14 protein-coding genes are annotated in these 14,328 nt (G+C 69.4%); 7 read left to right on the forward strand and 7 right to left on the reverse strand.

The genetic code is table 11. The annotated features are described in order from the left end of the window. The first annotated feature begins 95 nt into the window (after nucleotides 1-95). Both ACFYO0_RS03295 and ACFYO0_RS03300 read left to right on the forward strand, forming a co-directional pair. Nucleotides 96-488, forward strand: a complete 393-nt coding sequence (locus tag ACFYO0_RS03295) for a PPOX class F420-dependent oxidoreductase (protein ID WP_388669752.1) — start codon at nucleotides 96-98, stop codon at nucleotides 486-488. A 49-nt stretch (nucleotides 489-537) separates the two neighbouring features. Beyond that, nucleotides 538-972 carry a VOC family protein gene (locus tag ACFYO0_RS03300; RefSeq protein ID WP_388669755.1) on the forward strand — a complete coding sequence of 145 codons (435 nt, stop codon included), beginning with the start codon at nucleotides 538-540 and terminating at the stop codon, nucleotides 970-972. A 38-nt stretch (nucleotides 973-1,010) separates the two neighbouring features. Here the strand turns inward: ACFYO0_RS03300 and ACFYO0_RS03305 are convergent, their stop codons facing one another. Further along, a complete protein-coding gene (locus ACFYO0_RS03305; protein WP_388670843.1) occupies nucleotides 1,011-2,033 on the reverse strand; it encodes a zinc-binding alcohol dehydrogenase family protein in 1,023 nt (340 codons plus the stop codon). 146 nt (nucleotides 2,034-2,179) lie between these two features. On the opposite strand from ACFYO0_RS03305, the gene ACFYO0_RS03310 reads away from it, so the two are divergent. The 3 genes from ACFYO0_RS03310 (at nucleotide 2,180) to ACFYO0_RS03320 (ending at nucleotide 5,183) form a co-directional block, all read left to right on the forward strand. Then, nucleotides 2,180-2,950, forward strand: coding sequence for a peptidoglycan-binding protein (locus ACFYO0_RS03310; protein ID WP_388669758.1), 771 nt, complete (start codon nucleotides 2,180-2,182; stop codon nucleotides 2,948-2,950). Between the two features lie 437 nt (nucleotides 2,951-3,387). Continuing rightward, a complete protein-coding gene (locus ACFYO0_RS03315) occupies nucleotides 3,388-4,368 on the forward strand; it encodes a polysaccharide lyase family 1 protein (protein ID WP_388669761.1) in 981 nt (326 codons plus the stop codon). A 32-nt stretch (nucleotides 4,369-4,400) separates the two neighbouring features. Beyond that, nucleotides 4,401-5,183 carry a pectate lyase gene (locus ACFYO0_RS03320; RefSeq protein ID WP_388669764.1) on the forward strand — a complete coding sequence of 261 codons (783 nt, stop codon included), beginning with the start codon at nucleotides 4,401-4,403 and terminating at the stop codon, nucleotides 5,181-5,183. A gap of 143 nt (nucleotides 5,184-5,326) precedes the next feature. Here the strand turns inward: ACFYO0_RS03320 and ACFYO0_RS03325 are convergent, their stop codons facing one another. From ACFYO0_RS03325 to ACFYO0_RS03340, 4 genes are all read right to left on the reverse strand, one after another. Next, nucleotides 5,327-6,136: an SAM-dependent methyltransferase gene (locus tag ACFYO0_RS03325; RefSeq protein ID WP_388669767.1), complete on the reverse strand. Its 810-nt coding sequence runs from the start codon at nucleotides 6,134-6,136 to the stop codon at nucleotides 5,327-5,329. A gap of 34 nt (nucleotides 6,137-6,170) precedes the next feature. Beyond that, nucleotides 6,171-6,704 (reverse strand): hypothetical protein, encoded by a 534-nt coding sequence (locus ACFYO0_RS03330; protein WP_388669770.1) that lies wholly within the window; start codon nucleotides 6,702-6,704, stop codon nucleotides 6,171-6,173. Nucleotides 6,705-6,790: 86 nt separating this feature from the next. Continuing rightward, nucleotides 6,791-7,036, reverse strand: a complete 246-nt coding sequence (locus ACFYO0_RS03335; RefSeq protein ID WP_386351723.1) for a DUF397 domain-containing protein — start codon at nucleotides 7,034-7,036, stop codon at nucleotides 6,791-6,793. After that, on the reverse strand, nucleotides 7,033-7,860 hold the full coding sequence (locus tag ACFYO0_RS03340) for a helix-turn-helix domain-containing protein (RefSeq protein WP_388670846.1): 828 nt from the start codon (nucleotides 7,858-7,860) through the stop codon (nucleotides 7,033-7,035). Before ACFYO0_RS03340 ends, ACFYO0_RS03335 begins: the two co-directional genes overlap by 4 nt. A gap of 298 nt (nucleotides 7,861-8,158) precedes the next feature. On the opposite strand from ACFYO0_RS03340, the gene ACFYO0_RS03345 reads away from it, so the two are divergent. Continuing rightward, on the forward strand, nucleotides 8,159-8,737 hold the full coding sequence (locus ACFYO0_RS03345) for an ATP-binding protein (protein ID WP_388669774.1): 579 nt from the start codon (nucleotides 8,159-8,161) through the stop codon (nucleotides 8,735-8,737). Beyond that, the gene (locus tag ACFYO0_RS03350; RefSeq protein WP_388669777.1) at nucleotides 8,734-9,348 is read left to right on the forward strand and encodes a DUF6624 domain-containing protein; all 615 of its coding nucleotides are present in this window, start codon (nucleotides 8,734-8,736) and stop codon (nucleotides 9,346-9,348) included. Before ACFYO0_RS03345 ends, ACFYO0_RS03350 begins: the two co-directional genes overlap by 4 nt. A gap of 48 nt (nucleotides 9,349-9,396) precedes the next feature. Here ACFYO0_RS03350 and ACFYO0_RS03355 read toward each other — a convergent pair whose 3' ends face one another. Continuing rightward, on the reverse strand, nucleotides 9,397-12,378 hold the full coding sequence (locus ACFYO0_RS03355; RefSeq protein WP_388669780.1) for an AAA family ATPase: 2,982 nt from the start codon (nucleotides 12,376-12,378) through the stop codon (nucleotides 9,397-9,399). A gap of 49 nt (nucleotides 12,379-12,427) precedes the next feature. Further along, a complete protein-coding gene (locus ACFYO0_RS03360; RefSeq protein WP_388669783.1) occupies nucleotides 12,428-14,290 on the reverse strand; it encodes a glycoside hydrolase family 15 protein in 1,863 nt (620 codons plus the stop codon). Nucleotides 14,291-14,328 lie beyond the last annotated feature (38 nt).

The raw sequence follows: 14,328 nt of genomic DNA on the forward strand, positions 1-14,328 counted from the left end.
CACGGGGCGTCCTGGCCGTGGGCGCGTACGGCACGGATGGCATGGCACCGGCACAGCGGAGGGGGCTCTTCATACGTACGGCCTAGACTCCCGGCGTGGAGAACACAGCGCTGGAGCGGCTAGGGGCCGCCAAGTATCTGCTGATCACGAGCTATCGGAAGAACGGTACGGCGGTCGCGACCCCCGTATGGGTCGTGCGGGACGGCGAGGCGCTCGGGGCCTGGTCGGCCGCGGACTCCTGGAAGGTCAAGCGGATCCGCAACCGAGCCGACGTCCTCGTCGGGCCGTGCGACGCGCGCGGCAACCCGAGTGGCGAACAGATCCCCGCCACCGCCGAGATCTGCGACCAGGACGTCACCGCTCGCTACCGCACACTCATCGCCCGCAAATACGGCATCACCGGCCGACTCGTCCTGTTCGGCAGCCGACTGCGGCGCGGGAAGACGGGGACGGTCGGGATACGGATCTCCCTGGCGCCGACCGAGTGAGCCCGACTGCTGCGTTGTCGTCCCTTCCGACGGCCTCTAATGTCCTTGCATGGAACAGCGCATCAGTCTGGTCACGCTGGGAGTCTCCGATGTGACGCGCTCCCGGACCTTCTACGAAGCCCTGGGCTGGCGGGGGCAGGAGATCGAGGAAACCGTCTTCTTCCAGGCGGGTGGTCTGGCCCTGGTCCTGTGGGGCCGCGAGAAGCTCGCGGCCGACTGCGGGCTGACGGACGGGGCCGCGGCCGGCTTCGGCGGGATCGCCCTGGCGCACAACGTACGCTCCGACGCCGAGGTCGACGATCTGCTCACCGCCGCGGAACGAGCCGGGGCAACCGTCACCAAGCCCGCGGCCACCAATGTCGTCGGCTTCTACTCCGGTGCCTTCACCGACCCGGACGGCCACGCCTGGGAGATCGCGCACAACCCCGGATTCACCCTCGCCGAGGACGGCTCGCTCACCGTCCCCGACTTCGGCACGTCCTAGGGTCGGCGCCCCGTCAGGGTGCCCCTCGCCCCAGGAAGTCAGCCCCGCGTTCCGGCTCCGCTCTCGTTGACCAGTACCGCCGCCCCGTCGAAACGGCCCGACTTCAGGTCCTTCAGGGCCTGTTGGGCCTGGGACAGGGGGTACGTGTGGGTCGTGGCGCGTACGCCGAAGCGGGCCGCCAGCGTGAGGAACTCCCTGCCGTCCTCACGGGTGTTGGAGGTGACGCTGCGTACCTCCCTCTCGTAGAAGAGGTCCCGCTCGTAGTCGAGCGGCGGGACCCCGCTGAGGTGGATTCCCGCGATCGAGAGGATGCCGCCGCGGTCGAGGGCCCGTAGGGCGACGGGAACCAGGGAGCCGACCGGGGCGAACAGGATCGCGCTGTCCAACGGCTCGGGCGGCGGATCGTACGTACCGGCCGCCGAGGCCGCGCCCAGGGCGAGAGCGAGACGCTGGGCGGCCACATCGCGAGTCCGTACGTGGACGATGGCACCCTGTGCGATCGCCACCTGCGCGCAAAGGTGGGCGCTTCCGCCGAAGCCGTACAGACCGAGACGCCCGCCGTCGGGCAGCGCGGCGCGGCGCAGCGCACGGTAGCCGATGATGCCCGCGCACATCAGCGGGGCCAGGGCGACATCGTCGAGGTCACCGGGCAGCCGGTAGGCGAAGGCGGCCGGCACGGTGGTGTACTCCGCGTAGCCGCCGTCGGCGTCCCAGCCGGTGTAGACGGATTCCGGGCACAGGTTCTCGTTCCCCCGCGCGCAGTACGCACAACTGCCGTCGGTATGGCGCAGCCAGGCCACGCCGACCCGGTCCCCGACCGCGTATCCGGTCACCGCCTCACCCATACCCGCCACCCGCCCCACCACCTCGTGCCCGGGCGTCACCCGTGGCCGGCGCACCGGCAGATCGCCCTCGCTGACATGGAGATCAGTAAGGCAGACGCCACAGACGCTCACATGGACGAGCAGTTCATCGGGCCCCGGCGCGGGAACCGGCTTCTCGACGAACCGCAACGGCTCCCGCGCGATCGGCCGCGGCTCGTCCACCACCCAGGCATGCATCATCGCCATGTCGACATGTTCCCGCCGATGGACCCATCCGGCGCCCCCATCGCCCCCGAGGACTGAATGCGGCTCCGTGTCACTGGGTTGAACCTCCGGGCGCGGTGACGCGTATCAATCCCCAGTACGACCGGTAGGAGAGCAGCGTGTCGATACCGTACGACCCCGAACCGCAGCCGAGCCGCCCGGCGCTCGAGCCCACCGACATCCAGCGACGCCGCACACCAGGGGCCCTGTCGGAACTCGTGCGGCTGGTCGACGCTGTGGAGCGTGAGCGGCGGAAAAAGGGGTACCAAGCCGTCGCGGCACCGTCGGCCGAGACCACCCCGCCTCCTTCGGCGGCTGAAGCCACGCCGCCTCCCACGAAGGCCGAGGCCACCCCACCGGCCTGGACGCCCGGAGCCAACGCGCTTCCTTGGACGACCGAGGACGACACCCAGGAACTGCCGTCCGTCACGGGCGAGGAGCGCTCGGGCCCGCCCGAACCTCGGGCGGCGTACGGACGCACGCCCTGGATGCGTCGTGCGGCGCTCGCCGTCGCCGCGGTGGCGATCGCCCTGGCGGGCTTCGCCGCCGCGCTGCTGCTCACCTGGGACAAGGGAGCCACCGAGTCGCAGGCCAAACCCCCCGCCCCCGCCCCCTCCGCATCCGCGCCCGCCGCCCCGCCCGCTGCGGTCGACCCGGACGGTCCCGGCACACTCCGCCAGGGCGACAGCGGTCCCGAGGTGAGCGAGCTCCAGGAACGCCTGCTGAAGATCCCGGACGTGTACAAGGACGGCGCGACCAGCGGCGAGTACGACGCCACACTCACCGAGGCCGTTGCGCGATTCCAGCTCTGGTACGGCATCCGGGGCGACGAGACGGGTGTCTACGGCAACGACACCCGCCGTGACCTCGAATCCCGCACCGTCTCCTGAGCGCCCTCGGTGAGTCCGGTGCAGTACCGCCTCGTAAGGGGCGCGGGGCTGTGACATTTGCGGCTCCGCCGCGATGGGGGCCCCGCTCGAGTGGGCCGACAGTGAGGGAGCGACCGGCCTCCACCGGCCCGCAGCTTCATCACCCTGCCTCCAGCGGGGCGCGTCTGTGGAAGCGCTCCCAGATGTCCCGAACACGTTCTGCGTGAACCGTTGACCAGAAAGCGCTTACCCCTTACGGTCCGTTCAGAACGGTGACCCGGTATCAGGTATCTCGTATATGAGATAGCGATGTCATGGTCCGTACCACCTGCGGCACTACACGCTCCGGAGCCCTGTGCGCCCTGCATCGGGTGCACCTCTGTCTGTGTGCTGCGATCAGATCAGTGAACAACAGCTATATACATGATCCCCAGGTCCTCCTGAAGGGACGCACCCGCATGCGTACTCGTCCCCCACGTACACGAGCGCACAGATCCACCCCGGCCGCGGCAGTCGCGGCCACCCTCGCGGCCGTCACCGTGCTCGTCCTTCCCCAGCCGGCCGGTGCCGCCGAGAGCGCCCCCATCGGCTTCGGAGCCGGGACCACCGGTGGCGGCAGCGCCACACCAGTGACCGTGTCGACCCTGGCCGCCTTCAAGACGGCCGTCACGGGCGGATCGGCGAAGGTGGTCCGGGTCAGCGGCCTGATCTCGCTGAGCGGTCAGGTCGACATCGGCTCCAACACCACGGTGCTGGGCGTCGGTTCGGCGTCCGGATTCACCGGCGGCGGGCTGCGGATCAAGGAGGCGACCAACGTCGTCGTCCGGAACCTCAACATCAGCAAGCCGCTCAAGCCCTCGGACGGGATCACCGTCCAGGAGTCGACGAAGGTGTGGATCGACCACAACTCCTTCTCGGCGGACCGCGATCACGACAAGGACTACTACGACGGGCTGCTGGACATCAACCACGGCTCCGACCATGTGACGGTGTCCTGGAACACCTTCAAGGACCACTTCAAGGGCTCACTGGTCGGCCACAGCGACAACAACGCCTCTGAGGACACGGGCCACTTGAAGGTGACGTACCACCACAACCAATTCAGCAACGTGTACTCGCGCATCCCCAGCCTGCGCTTCGGCACCGGTCACTTCTACAACAACTACGTGGCCGGAGCCGACACCGCCTGCCACTCGCGCATGGGCGCCCAGATGCTCGTCGAGAACAACGTCTTCCGCTCGACGAAGATCGCGGTCACCACGAACCGCAGCAGCGACGTCGACGGATACGCCAACCTGCGCGGCAACGACCTCGGCGGAGCCGCCACCGAGGTCTCGCGGGTCGGCAGCTTCACCAATCCGCCCTACGGCTACACCGCCGAGCCCGCCTCGTCCGTGGTCGCCTCGGTGACGTCCGGCGCGGGCACCGGAAAGATCTGATCACCCCCCCAACTGGAAGAAGGCATCGGGACATGACTTCACCAGCAAAACCCCGCGCCCGCAGGCGCGCACTGACCAGCGGACTGGCCACGCTCGGGCTCTCTTCTGTCATGATCATGACACTCGGCGCGCCGCCGGCGAGCGCCGCCAACTGGCCGACCCCCAACGGCAGCCAGGGAACCTCCTCCACCATCTCCGTGTCCGGCACCAAGGACTACGGGATGAAGAAGTTCTACGGCACCGGGGACCTGGCCGGTGACGGCCAGGAGGAGGGCCAGGACCCGATCTTCAAGCTCGCGAACGGCGCGACGCTGAAGAACGTCATCATCGGCGCGCCCGGCGCCGACGGCATCCACTGCGAGGGCAACTGCACCCTGCAGAACGTGTGGTGGGAGGACGTCGGCGAGGACGCCGCGACCTTCCGTGGCGGCTCCACCTACAACGTGATCGGTGGTGGCGCAAAGAAGGCCGCGGACAAGGTCTTCCAGCACAACGGCCCTGGCACGGTGAACATCTCCAACTTCGCCGTCAGCGAGTTCAAGACGCTGTACCGCTCGTGCGGCGACTGCTCCACGCAGCACACGCGCAAGGTCAACCTCACCAACATCGAGGTGACCGGCACCGGATCCACCGCGCGCCTGGTCGGCATCAACGTCAACCGCAATGACGTGGCGACGCTGAGGGGCATCACGATCCTCAACGACGCCGGCCGCAAGGTCATCCCCTGCCAGAAGTACAACAACAACACCGCCGTCGGAACGGGCCCCGACAGCACGAACTGCAAGTACAGCAACTCGGACATCACCTACAGGTAGGTCCCACCCGCAGGTGGTCCTCCCACGGTGAAGGCGGCCGTCCGAAGCGTCCCCGCACGGCGCTTCGTACGGCCGCTCCGGCGTGTGCAGGTCAGGAACATCCAGTCGGCCGCAGGCTCTTGATCAACTGAATCGGTATGGCATCACGGCTTGCGGGCCACACCGCCGTAGACGTCCGTGGGCTCGGGCGACGTCCCGGGCTCCGGGCGCCACAGGGGGCACGACACGATGCCGGGCTCGAGCAGTTCAAGTCCCTCGTAGTACGCGGCGAGTTGCTCGGGGCTGCGCAGCACGTACGGAATGGCGCCCGTGTCGTCGTAGCCCTGCTGGGCCTCCCTGAGCGCCGTGTCGGTGTCCGTGCTGTCGTAGTGCACGAAGTAACTGCCCGACGGGAGCGTGGCCTGGAGGCGGCTGACGATCGACTTGGCCTCCTCGTAGTCGTGGATGTGGCCGAGGATGCCCATGAGCATCAGCGCGACCGGCTTGGTGAAGTCCAGGATCTCGCCCGCCTGCGCGATGATCTTCTCTGGCTCGTGCAGATCCGCGTCGATGTAGTTGGTGACGCCCTCGGGGGTGCTCGTCAGCAGGGCCTGGGCGTGCCGGAGCACCAACGGGTCGTTGTCCACGTAGACGATGCGGGACTCGGGCGCGACGCGCTGGGCGACCTGGTGGGTGTTGTCGTACGAGGGCAGGCCCGTGCCGATGTCCAGGAACTGGCGGATGCCGAGCTCACCGGCCACGAAGGTCACCGTGCGGATCAGATAGTCACGGGAGGCGCGGGCCATGGTCTCGATGTTCGGTGCGGTCTCGCGGTAGGCGTCGCCCGCCACCCGGTCGACCTCGTAGTTGTCCTTCCCGCCCATCCAGTAGTTCCAGATCCGGGCCGAATGCGGCACCGTGGTGTCGATCTTGGACAGAGCGTCCTGGTCGGGGTGGGACTGGGCTTCTGCCATAAGAATTCTCCTGCCGTGCGTCACGGGTCTCAGCTCAACCTACCGTCAACTTCCCTGTGTATCGCCCCAGTTGAAAAGGGGACGAGGCAGGCGCACGGATCGGGGGGCCGAGGCCGCCGACATCCACGGTGACGACGGGGACGTGCTGGGCGAGGGTGCGGAAGGCGCGCTCGTACGCACGGATCTCCTCGGCGCCTTCCATGCCCTCCTGTCTTTGAGACGTCGTCTGCTCCTGGGGTGCCGTCAGATGTACGAGGGCGCCGTCACGTTCGGCGACCGCCTCGGCGAAGTCGAGGGCCTGGATCCAGGTCACCCGGGAGTGTCCCCGGCGTAGCGGACCGTAGACGAGTTCGTGGATGATGCTGCCGTCGACTGCCAACAGGCCTGGCGCGGCGAGGAGTTCATGGTACGGGCGGCACGGGTCCACGTGGTGTGGCTGTTCCCGTGCGCGTCTGATGAGGAACCCGTGGCGGGCGAGTTCGGTGAGCAGACCGCTCCTGCCGATGCCGTCAGGGCCTTCGACGACCAGCGTTCGGCACTGGGCGACGGCCTGATGGAGCGTGTGCATACCACTCCCTCCGGACGACTGACTTCCTCAGTGTGACCGGACGACCCGCACGAGGGGAGTCCGCGTGCGGGTTTTCCCGTGGTGCCTCAGGCGACCAGGAAGTCTGCCTTGCCGGACTTCGCGCCCTCCAGGAAAGTCAGCATCTCGTCCCGGGTGTAGATCAGCGCGGGACCCTCCGGGTCCGTGGACTGGCGGACGGCGACGCTCCCGTCGGGCAGCCGCTTGGCCTCGACGCAGCTCCCGCCGTTCGTACCGCTCCAGGGCTTGTGCCAGCCCTCGGTGCCCAGGTCGGTGGCCGGCATGCCGCTGTAGATGGGGCCCTTGGCATTCATTCGTCCAACTCCTTGCGCAATTTACCCAGGATGGCCCTGGTTCGAGCGACCGGTTCCGCTTGCACGGACATCCGGTCCATTACTTCGAGATACGTGACGACGTCGGCGGGCTGATCGACATAGACCGCGCCGGCGAGGCTTTCGGTGTAGACGACGTCGGGAAGCTCGGAGAAACCGAAACGGAAGTAGTGGAATGGGCCGTACGCGCCGGGATGTGCTCCTGTGGCGAGGCTGATGATCTGGATCCGGACCTTCGGCAGGTCCAACGCCTCGTCCAGCCGGTCGATCTGAGCCTGCATCACCTCACGTCCGCCCACCGGGCGGCGCAGCACGCTCTCTTCCAGGACGGCCCAGATGGCGGGTGACTCCGGCTTGGCGAGCAGGTCCTGGCGCTTGAGCCGCAGCGTGACCCGGCGCTCTATGTCCTCCTTCGACTCGTTGGGAAACCCCACCCGCATCAGTGCGGTTGCGTAGTCGTGGGTCTGCAACAGGCCCGGAACGTAGTGGGGTTCGTAGAGACGGATGACGCTTGCTTCGCTCTCCAGGCTCACGTAGGCGCTGAACCACTCGGGCAGTACGTCGCGGTACTTGTACCACCAGCCGGGCTGGTTGGCCTCCCTGGCCAGGGCGAGGAAGTCGTCGATCTCCGACGCCGGAACCCCGTAGGTGCTCAGCAACTCCTTTACGTACGGGATTCGAAGGCCGACCTCGGCCTTCTCGATCCGCCGGACCGTCAGAGGGGTCACCTCGATGGCCCGTGCCGCATCCTCGAACGACACCCCGGCCTGCTCCCGCAGTTGCCGAAGCCGCTTGCCGAGAACCATGCGCAGGACTGTCGGCGCGTTGCCGCCAGAGCGGTTGTCGCTCACGTCCACCCTCCCGGAACGGCCGTCACAGCGAGCAGTGTGCCACGTCGGCACTGACAGAGACAGGCTGATGTGAATAGTTCTGAAATTATCAGAACGCGTGTTGCGGGCTGCATGTGCAGCCCGTCATAGTGATCGTGTGACCTGTCGCACAGTCAGCGGCGAAGGCGGTCAACCGTGCCCGACCGCACGGGAGTTGATCGCGAGGCAGGTACGGGGATGCCGCGCACCGTGATGCGAGACCGGGATGGCCACCGTGACCGACGGACAAACAAGGAGTCCGGCCAAGGGCCCCGCCGGGGCCCACGAGGTGCTGGCCGCCGCCGTGATGGAGGCCGGCCGTTCGTATGCGTCATTCTCGCTCCGGGTCGGTGAACCGGGCCGCCGGGCACGGCCCGGTGAGGTCGTCCCGGTCGCGGTCGGCGGACCTCCCGGCCTCCTGCGTACCGTGCTCCCCGCCCAGCCGTCGCGCGCCTCTACGGTGCGCCGCGCCGTCGCCGCACATCTCACCTCCCTCCCCCTGGCGCCGGAGCAACTCGACAACGCCGTCCTCGCGACGGGCGAGCTGTTCGCCAACGCCGTCAGACACGGGAGCACCGATTCCGGCGACACCATCACCGTCACCGTCGAGCGCACCGGCCACGACGTACGCGTGACGGTCGCCGACCGCTCGCCGGCCCTGCCACAGCTGCGTGCGGCGGACACGGCGGAGGAGTGCGGACGCGGACTCGCCCTCGTGGCCGCACTGTCCGACGACTGGGGCATCGCAGGGCCCGCCCCCGGCACCACGGGCAAGAGCGTGTGGTTCACGCTGACGCTTCGGGAGCCCTCATGAACGGCATCGGTGCTTCAAGGCACTTGACCCAGGACGCGTCACACGACGCGCAACACGAGGAACACACCGCCCTGGCGCATGACGCGCCCCAGGACCCGGGCACGGCGGTGCTTCCCGCGCTTGCCTCCGCCCTCGCCCGCGAGCTCGTGCGCAGGGCGGAGGAGGAACAACTGCTCATGCGGCAGGCGCAGCGCAATCGCACGCCGGGCCTGCGCCGCCGCATCCTCGACTGCCGCAAGGACAACGCCGAGGCGCTCAAGGCGATCGTCCGCCGGCACGCCTGGCCGACCGCCGACCTGGTGGGGGCGGAGGCGTCGACGGCAGCCCTGATGATTCTGCTGCACGCCCCGGATCTCGACTTCCAGCTCAGCTGCCGCGACCTGATCGCCCAGGCCACGGCGGACGGCCGCTGCCCTGCCCTGCATCACGCCTACATCGCCGACCACTGCGCCGTCGAACTGGGCCAGCCGCAGTACTACGGCACGCGCATCGACCCGGCGACGTTCCGCCCGTACCCGACCCGCTGCCCCGACACCCTCGACGAACGCCGCCGCGACGTCGGTCTGGCCCCGCTGGAAGAACAGATGCGGATGCTGCGTCACGGGGCATGAGCCGGGATGGGACGGCGGCCCGTTCCCGCATCGTCACCGTCCGAGCCGTCAGCCGGACGTGATCGTCCCGGGCTCGATCAGACCTTCGCGGTAGGCGAGAGCCACGGCTTCGGTGCGGCTGGCGGCGCCCAGCTTGGCGAGGATGTTGGAGACATGGACGCTCGCCGTCTTGCCGCTGATGAACAGCTCCTCGCCGATCTGGCGGTTGGTGCGACCGCGGGCGAGGAGCCGCAGAACGTCGTTCTCACGCGAGGTCAGCACCGGGGCGCCCCCTGCCGCGGGTGAGATGTCCGCGAGGCGGGCCCGGCGGATCAGTTGGTCCACGCTGTCGCGCAACGGCACCGCACCGAGCCGTACGGCCGTGTCGCGCACCTCACGTGCGTGCTCGGCCGCCTCGTCGCGGCGCTCCGCCGTCACCAAGGCCTCCGTCAGGCGGAGTTGGCAGCGAGCCTGCTCATAGACGTCCCCGTAGCCGAACGCGGCGACGGCCTTCTCGCAGGCTGCGACATCCGGCCCACTGGTGGCCCGCGCCCATTCCGCCTCCGCGCGGGCCTGCCATGCCAGTCCCTCGGGGCCCTGCGGTCCGCCGTCCTGCCCCTTGGCAGCAGTGACCCGGGCCAGCTCGACCAGCTCCGTGGCCGTGTCCGTCCAGCGCAGAGCCCCCGCTTCGTCGCCGGTCAGCCGTGACTCCACGGCCGTGTCCGCGACGGCGGACAGTGTGAGGGCCGCCAGCCGTACGGCGACATCGGGGTGTTCCACAACGGACTCGTCGGTCAGCGCCTCGAGCGCCGTACGCATCTGCTCGACGGCCGCCTCGGGTTCGCCCCGCAGGGCCGCGGCGTCGGTGAGCACGATGCCCGCGACGAGGGTGGCCATCCAGTCGAACGGTCCGTCGAGGAGGGTGCGGGCCCGCTCGACTGCCGTGTGATCGCCGCGGGCCAGAGCCACGTACAGCGCGGGGCCGATCGCGAACGCGCCTGCCGCGGGCAGCTGTTCGGCGTCGGCGGCCGCTGCCTGGACGCATTCGTCCCAGCGGCCGAGGGTGTAGAGGACCATGGAGTGCAGGAAGCGCATCTCCAGGGGATACGGCGAGGAAAGCAGCCCGGCGTGGTCCGCGCGCTCCAGGCCGTCGGAGAGCCAGCTGAGGCACTCGTCCAGGGCGCCGGCCTCGTATGAGCCGATGGCGAGATTGAACAGCGCGCGTATCTCGATGGGGACGTTGCCGGCACGACGGGCCAGTTCGCGGGCCTCCCGCAGCCGGGCCCGGCCTTCCGGGGTGCGGCGGTTGTGCGCTTCGAGACCGGTCAGGGAGATCAGCAGATCGGCCCGGGCGTCGCCCACGTCGAGTTGCTCGGCGACACGCAGGGCCTGCGTGGCGACTCGGCGGGCGCTCTCGTCCTCGCCCACGTATCTCGCCGCCATGACGTGGGTGGCCGCGGCCCACACCCACGTACGCGACGGAGGCTCCGCGGAGATCATGGCGAGCGCCTCGCTGCTGTAGGTGAATGCCGCTGTCAGGCTGTCGACCTGCATCAGATTGCCCGCGAGGGTGTACCGGACGCGCGCGGCCAGTTCGGCGTCCGTGTCCGAGCCGACTCGGGCGAGCGCGGCACGGGTGAGCGCGACCGCCCGGTGGGTCTCGCCGGCGTGGGCGGCCGCGGCCGAGGCACGCAGGGTGAGCGTCACCGTGTCGGGGACGCTGTCCGGCAGAGCGGAACGGGGCACCGCCGACCACAGGTCGAGGACGGCTTCGAGGTGGCGGAGTTCCTCGGCGGGTGCGCCGATCCGCGCGGCATGGTCGGCGGCCTCGAGTGAGGCCGCGAGGGCGTCGGCCAGGTCGTGGCTCTCGCGGGAGTGGTGGGCGCGCTCCGCGGCGCTTTCGGCCTTGTGGCCCCGCCCGGCGAGCAGCCGGGCGAACTCTCGGTGCAGCCGCACCCGCTCGCCCGGCAGCAGATCGGCGTAGACGGCTTCACGGATGAGGGCGTGCCGGAACGAGTACGTGTCCTCCTCGCCGGGGACGAGGAGTTGTCGGCCGACGGCCTCGCGCAGCGCCGAGTCCAGCTCCTGCTCGGGCAGGCCGACGGCGTCGTGCAGCAGCCTGTGCTCGACGCGGCGCCCGGCGACGGCCGCCGTGCGCAGTACCTGCTGGGCGGTGGCAGACAGTTGCTCGAAACGGATGAGGAGGACATCGGCGAGGCCACTGGGCACGGCGGACGCCGGAGTGGATCCGCCGGGCACGGTGTCGGCGGTGGCAGCGAGCAGTTCCTCCGCGTAGAAGGCGTTGCCCTCGGCGCGCTCGACGATACGGCGGACGGTGGCCTCCGGCAGCGGAGCGGCCCGCTGGGCGCGTACCAGCCGGGCCACCTCGGCATCGGGCATCGGCCGCAGCTCGAGGCGGTCGACGGCGGGCAGCCGCACCAGCTCGGCCAGCAGGGGGCGCAGCGGGTGACGGCGGTGCAGATCGTCGGCCCGGTACGACGCGAAGAGCGCCAGGCGGTGGGTGGGCGTGCCGCCCGCAGGCCGCTGGAGGATGCCCCGGCTGAGCAGGAAACGCAGCAGGTCGCGGGAGGACTGGTCGGCCCAGTGCAGGTCCTCCAGCACCAGAAGCAGGGCCGTGACCTCGGAGAGGCCGGCCAGCAGAGCGGCGATGTCCTCGAACAGCTGCAGTCGGCTGCCCGCGTCCCGTACGGCACCGCCGCCGTCGCCGAGCAGCCGGCCGACCACGGGATGCTTCGCCAGGGTGGCGGAGAACCGGTCGTCGGCGGCGAGCACGCCGAGGACCTCGGTGAACGGCAGATACGGCAGGCCGACGTCACCGAGGTCGACGCAGTGCCCCGTGAGGACGGTCATGTCCGTCTCCACGGCGTGCCCGGCGGCCTCGGCCAGCAGGCGCGTCTTGCCCACACCGGCGTCCCCTGCCACCAGCACAGCACGCGCCTCGCCTGCCCGGGCACGCTCCAATACCCGGGTCAGCCGGGTGAGTTCGTCCTCGCGGCCGATGAACGGCGTGGTGAATGCGGTGGTCGGCACGGAACCATCCTGGCACGCACCTCTGACACTGAAGACCGCCTCCAACTGCTCAGCCCAGCACCCGGTCGAGGTTGAACGCGGCGCTGATCAGGGCCAGGTGGGTGAAGGCCTGCGGGAAGTTGCCCTGCTGCTCGCCGGTGTGGCTGATCTCCTCGGCGTACAGGCCGAGGTGGTTGGCGTAGGTGAGCATCTTCTCGAAGGTCAGCCGGGCCTCGTCGAGCCGGCCGGCGCGCGTGAGTGCCTCGACGTACCAGAAGGAGCAGATGGAGAAGGTGCCCTCCTGACCGCTCAGACCGTCCGGGCTGACCAGGGGGTCGTAGCGGTAGACGAGCGAGTCGGACACCAGGTCGGCGGTGAGCGCGTCCAGGGTGGACAGCCACTTCGGGTCGCTGGGGGAGACGAACTTCGCCAGTGGCATCATCAGCACCGAGGCGTCGAGCACGTTGTCGTTCTCGTGCTGGACGAACGCCTGCCGGGTCGCGGACCAGCCCTTGTCCATGATCCGCCGGTAGATCGTGTCGCGGACGTGCCCCCAGCGGGTCAGCTCGGCGGGCAGGCCACGGCGCCGGGCGATACGCATGGCGCGTTCGATGGCCACCCAGCACATCAGGCGGGAGTACAGGAATTTCTTACGCCCGCCGCGTGTCTCCCAGATGCCCTCGTCAGGCTGGTCCCAGTGCTCGCAGACCCAGTCGACCAGGGCACAGACCGCGTCCCAGTGGTCGCTGGAGATGGGCTGCCCCCACTTGTCGTAGAGGTACACCGAGTCGATGAGGGCTCCGTAGATGTCGAGCTGCAGCTGGCCGGCCGCGTCATTGCCGACGCGTACCGGTGCGGAGCCGTGGTGTCCCTCCAGGTGGTTCAGTTCGCGCTCGGGCAGCTCCGTGCGCCCGTCGATGCCGTACATGATCTGCAAGGGGCCCGAGGGCCCGCCGCCGTTCCGGTCGACGCGCGCGGACAGGAAGTCCATGAACGCCTTGGCCTCGCTGCTGAAGCCGAGCCGCAGCAGTGCGTAGACGCAGAAGGCTGCGTCCCGGACCCACAGGTACCGGTAGTCCCAGTTGCGCTCGCCACCCATCTGCTCGGGCAGACTGGTCGTCGGCGCGGCCACCATCGCGCCGCTCGGAGCGTAGGTGAGCAGCTTGAGGGTCAGCGCGGAACGGTGCACCATCTCCCGCCACCGGCCGCGGTACTGAGAGGCGGAAAGCCAGCTCCGCCAGAACGCCACCGTGGCGGCGAACTGCTCCTCCGCCTCGATGTGCGGGCAGCCGCGCGCCTCGATGCCGCCGTCGACCCGGTCGAGCGCGAACACCGCGGACTCGCCCTGGCTGAGCTTGAACTCCGTGGTCACGTCGAGGTCGTCGCACTCGACCGGAACGGTGGCGGTCAGCGCGAGCGAGAGATCGGGGGATTCGAACAGCGTCGCGTTGTCGAACTGCCGCAGGGTGTGCGGCTGCGCCCCGTAACCGAACCGCGGCGCGATCCGGGCGCGGAACGGGATGGACCCCCGTACGCAGACCACCCGGCGGATCAGCCGGTGCCGGTCGGCCTCCGTCGCCGCGGTCGTCTCGTCGGCGACCGGCATGAAGTCCTGCACCTCGCCCACCCCGTCCTCGGTGAGAAAACGGGTGATGAGCACGTTGGTGTCCGGGAAATAGAACTGCTTCGTCGTCGCCGGCACGGCGGCGGCCAGCTCGAAGGACCCGCCGCGGTCCGCGTCGAGAATCGAGCCGAAGACACTCGGAGAGTCGAAGGACGGACAGCAGTACCAGTCGATCGTGCCGTCGGTGCCCACCAGCGCGACGGTGCGCAGGTCGCCGATCAGTCCGTGCTCGGCGATGGGCAGGTAACGGGCGGACCCGGCTGAGCCCGGGTAGGTCAGTGTCTGTCGCGGATGTCTCGGATCGATCATGACTGCGGCCTTCCTCCCGCTTGTCCAAGCGACCGGTA

Origin of the sequence: Streptomyces sp. NPDC006365 (assembly GCF_042870755.1) — a bacterium.
GTDB classification, from domain to species: Bacteria; Actinomycetota; Actinomycetes; order Streptomycetales; family Streptomycetaceae; genus Streptomyces; species Streptomyces xiangluensis.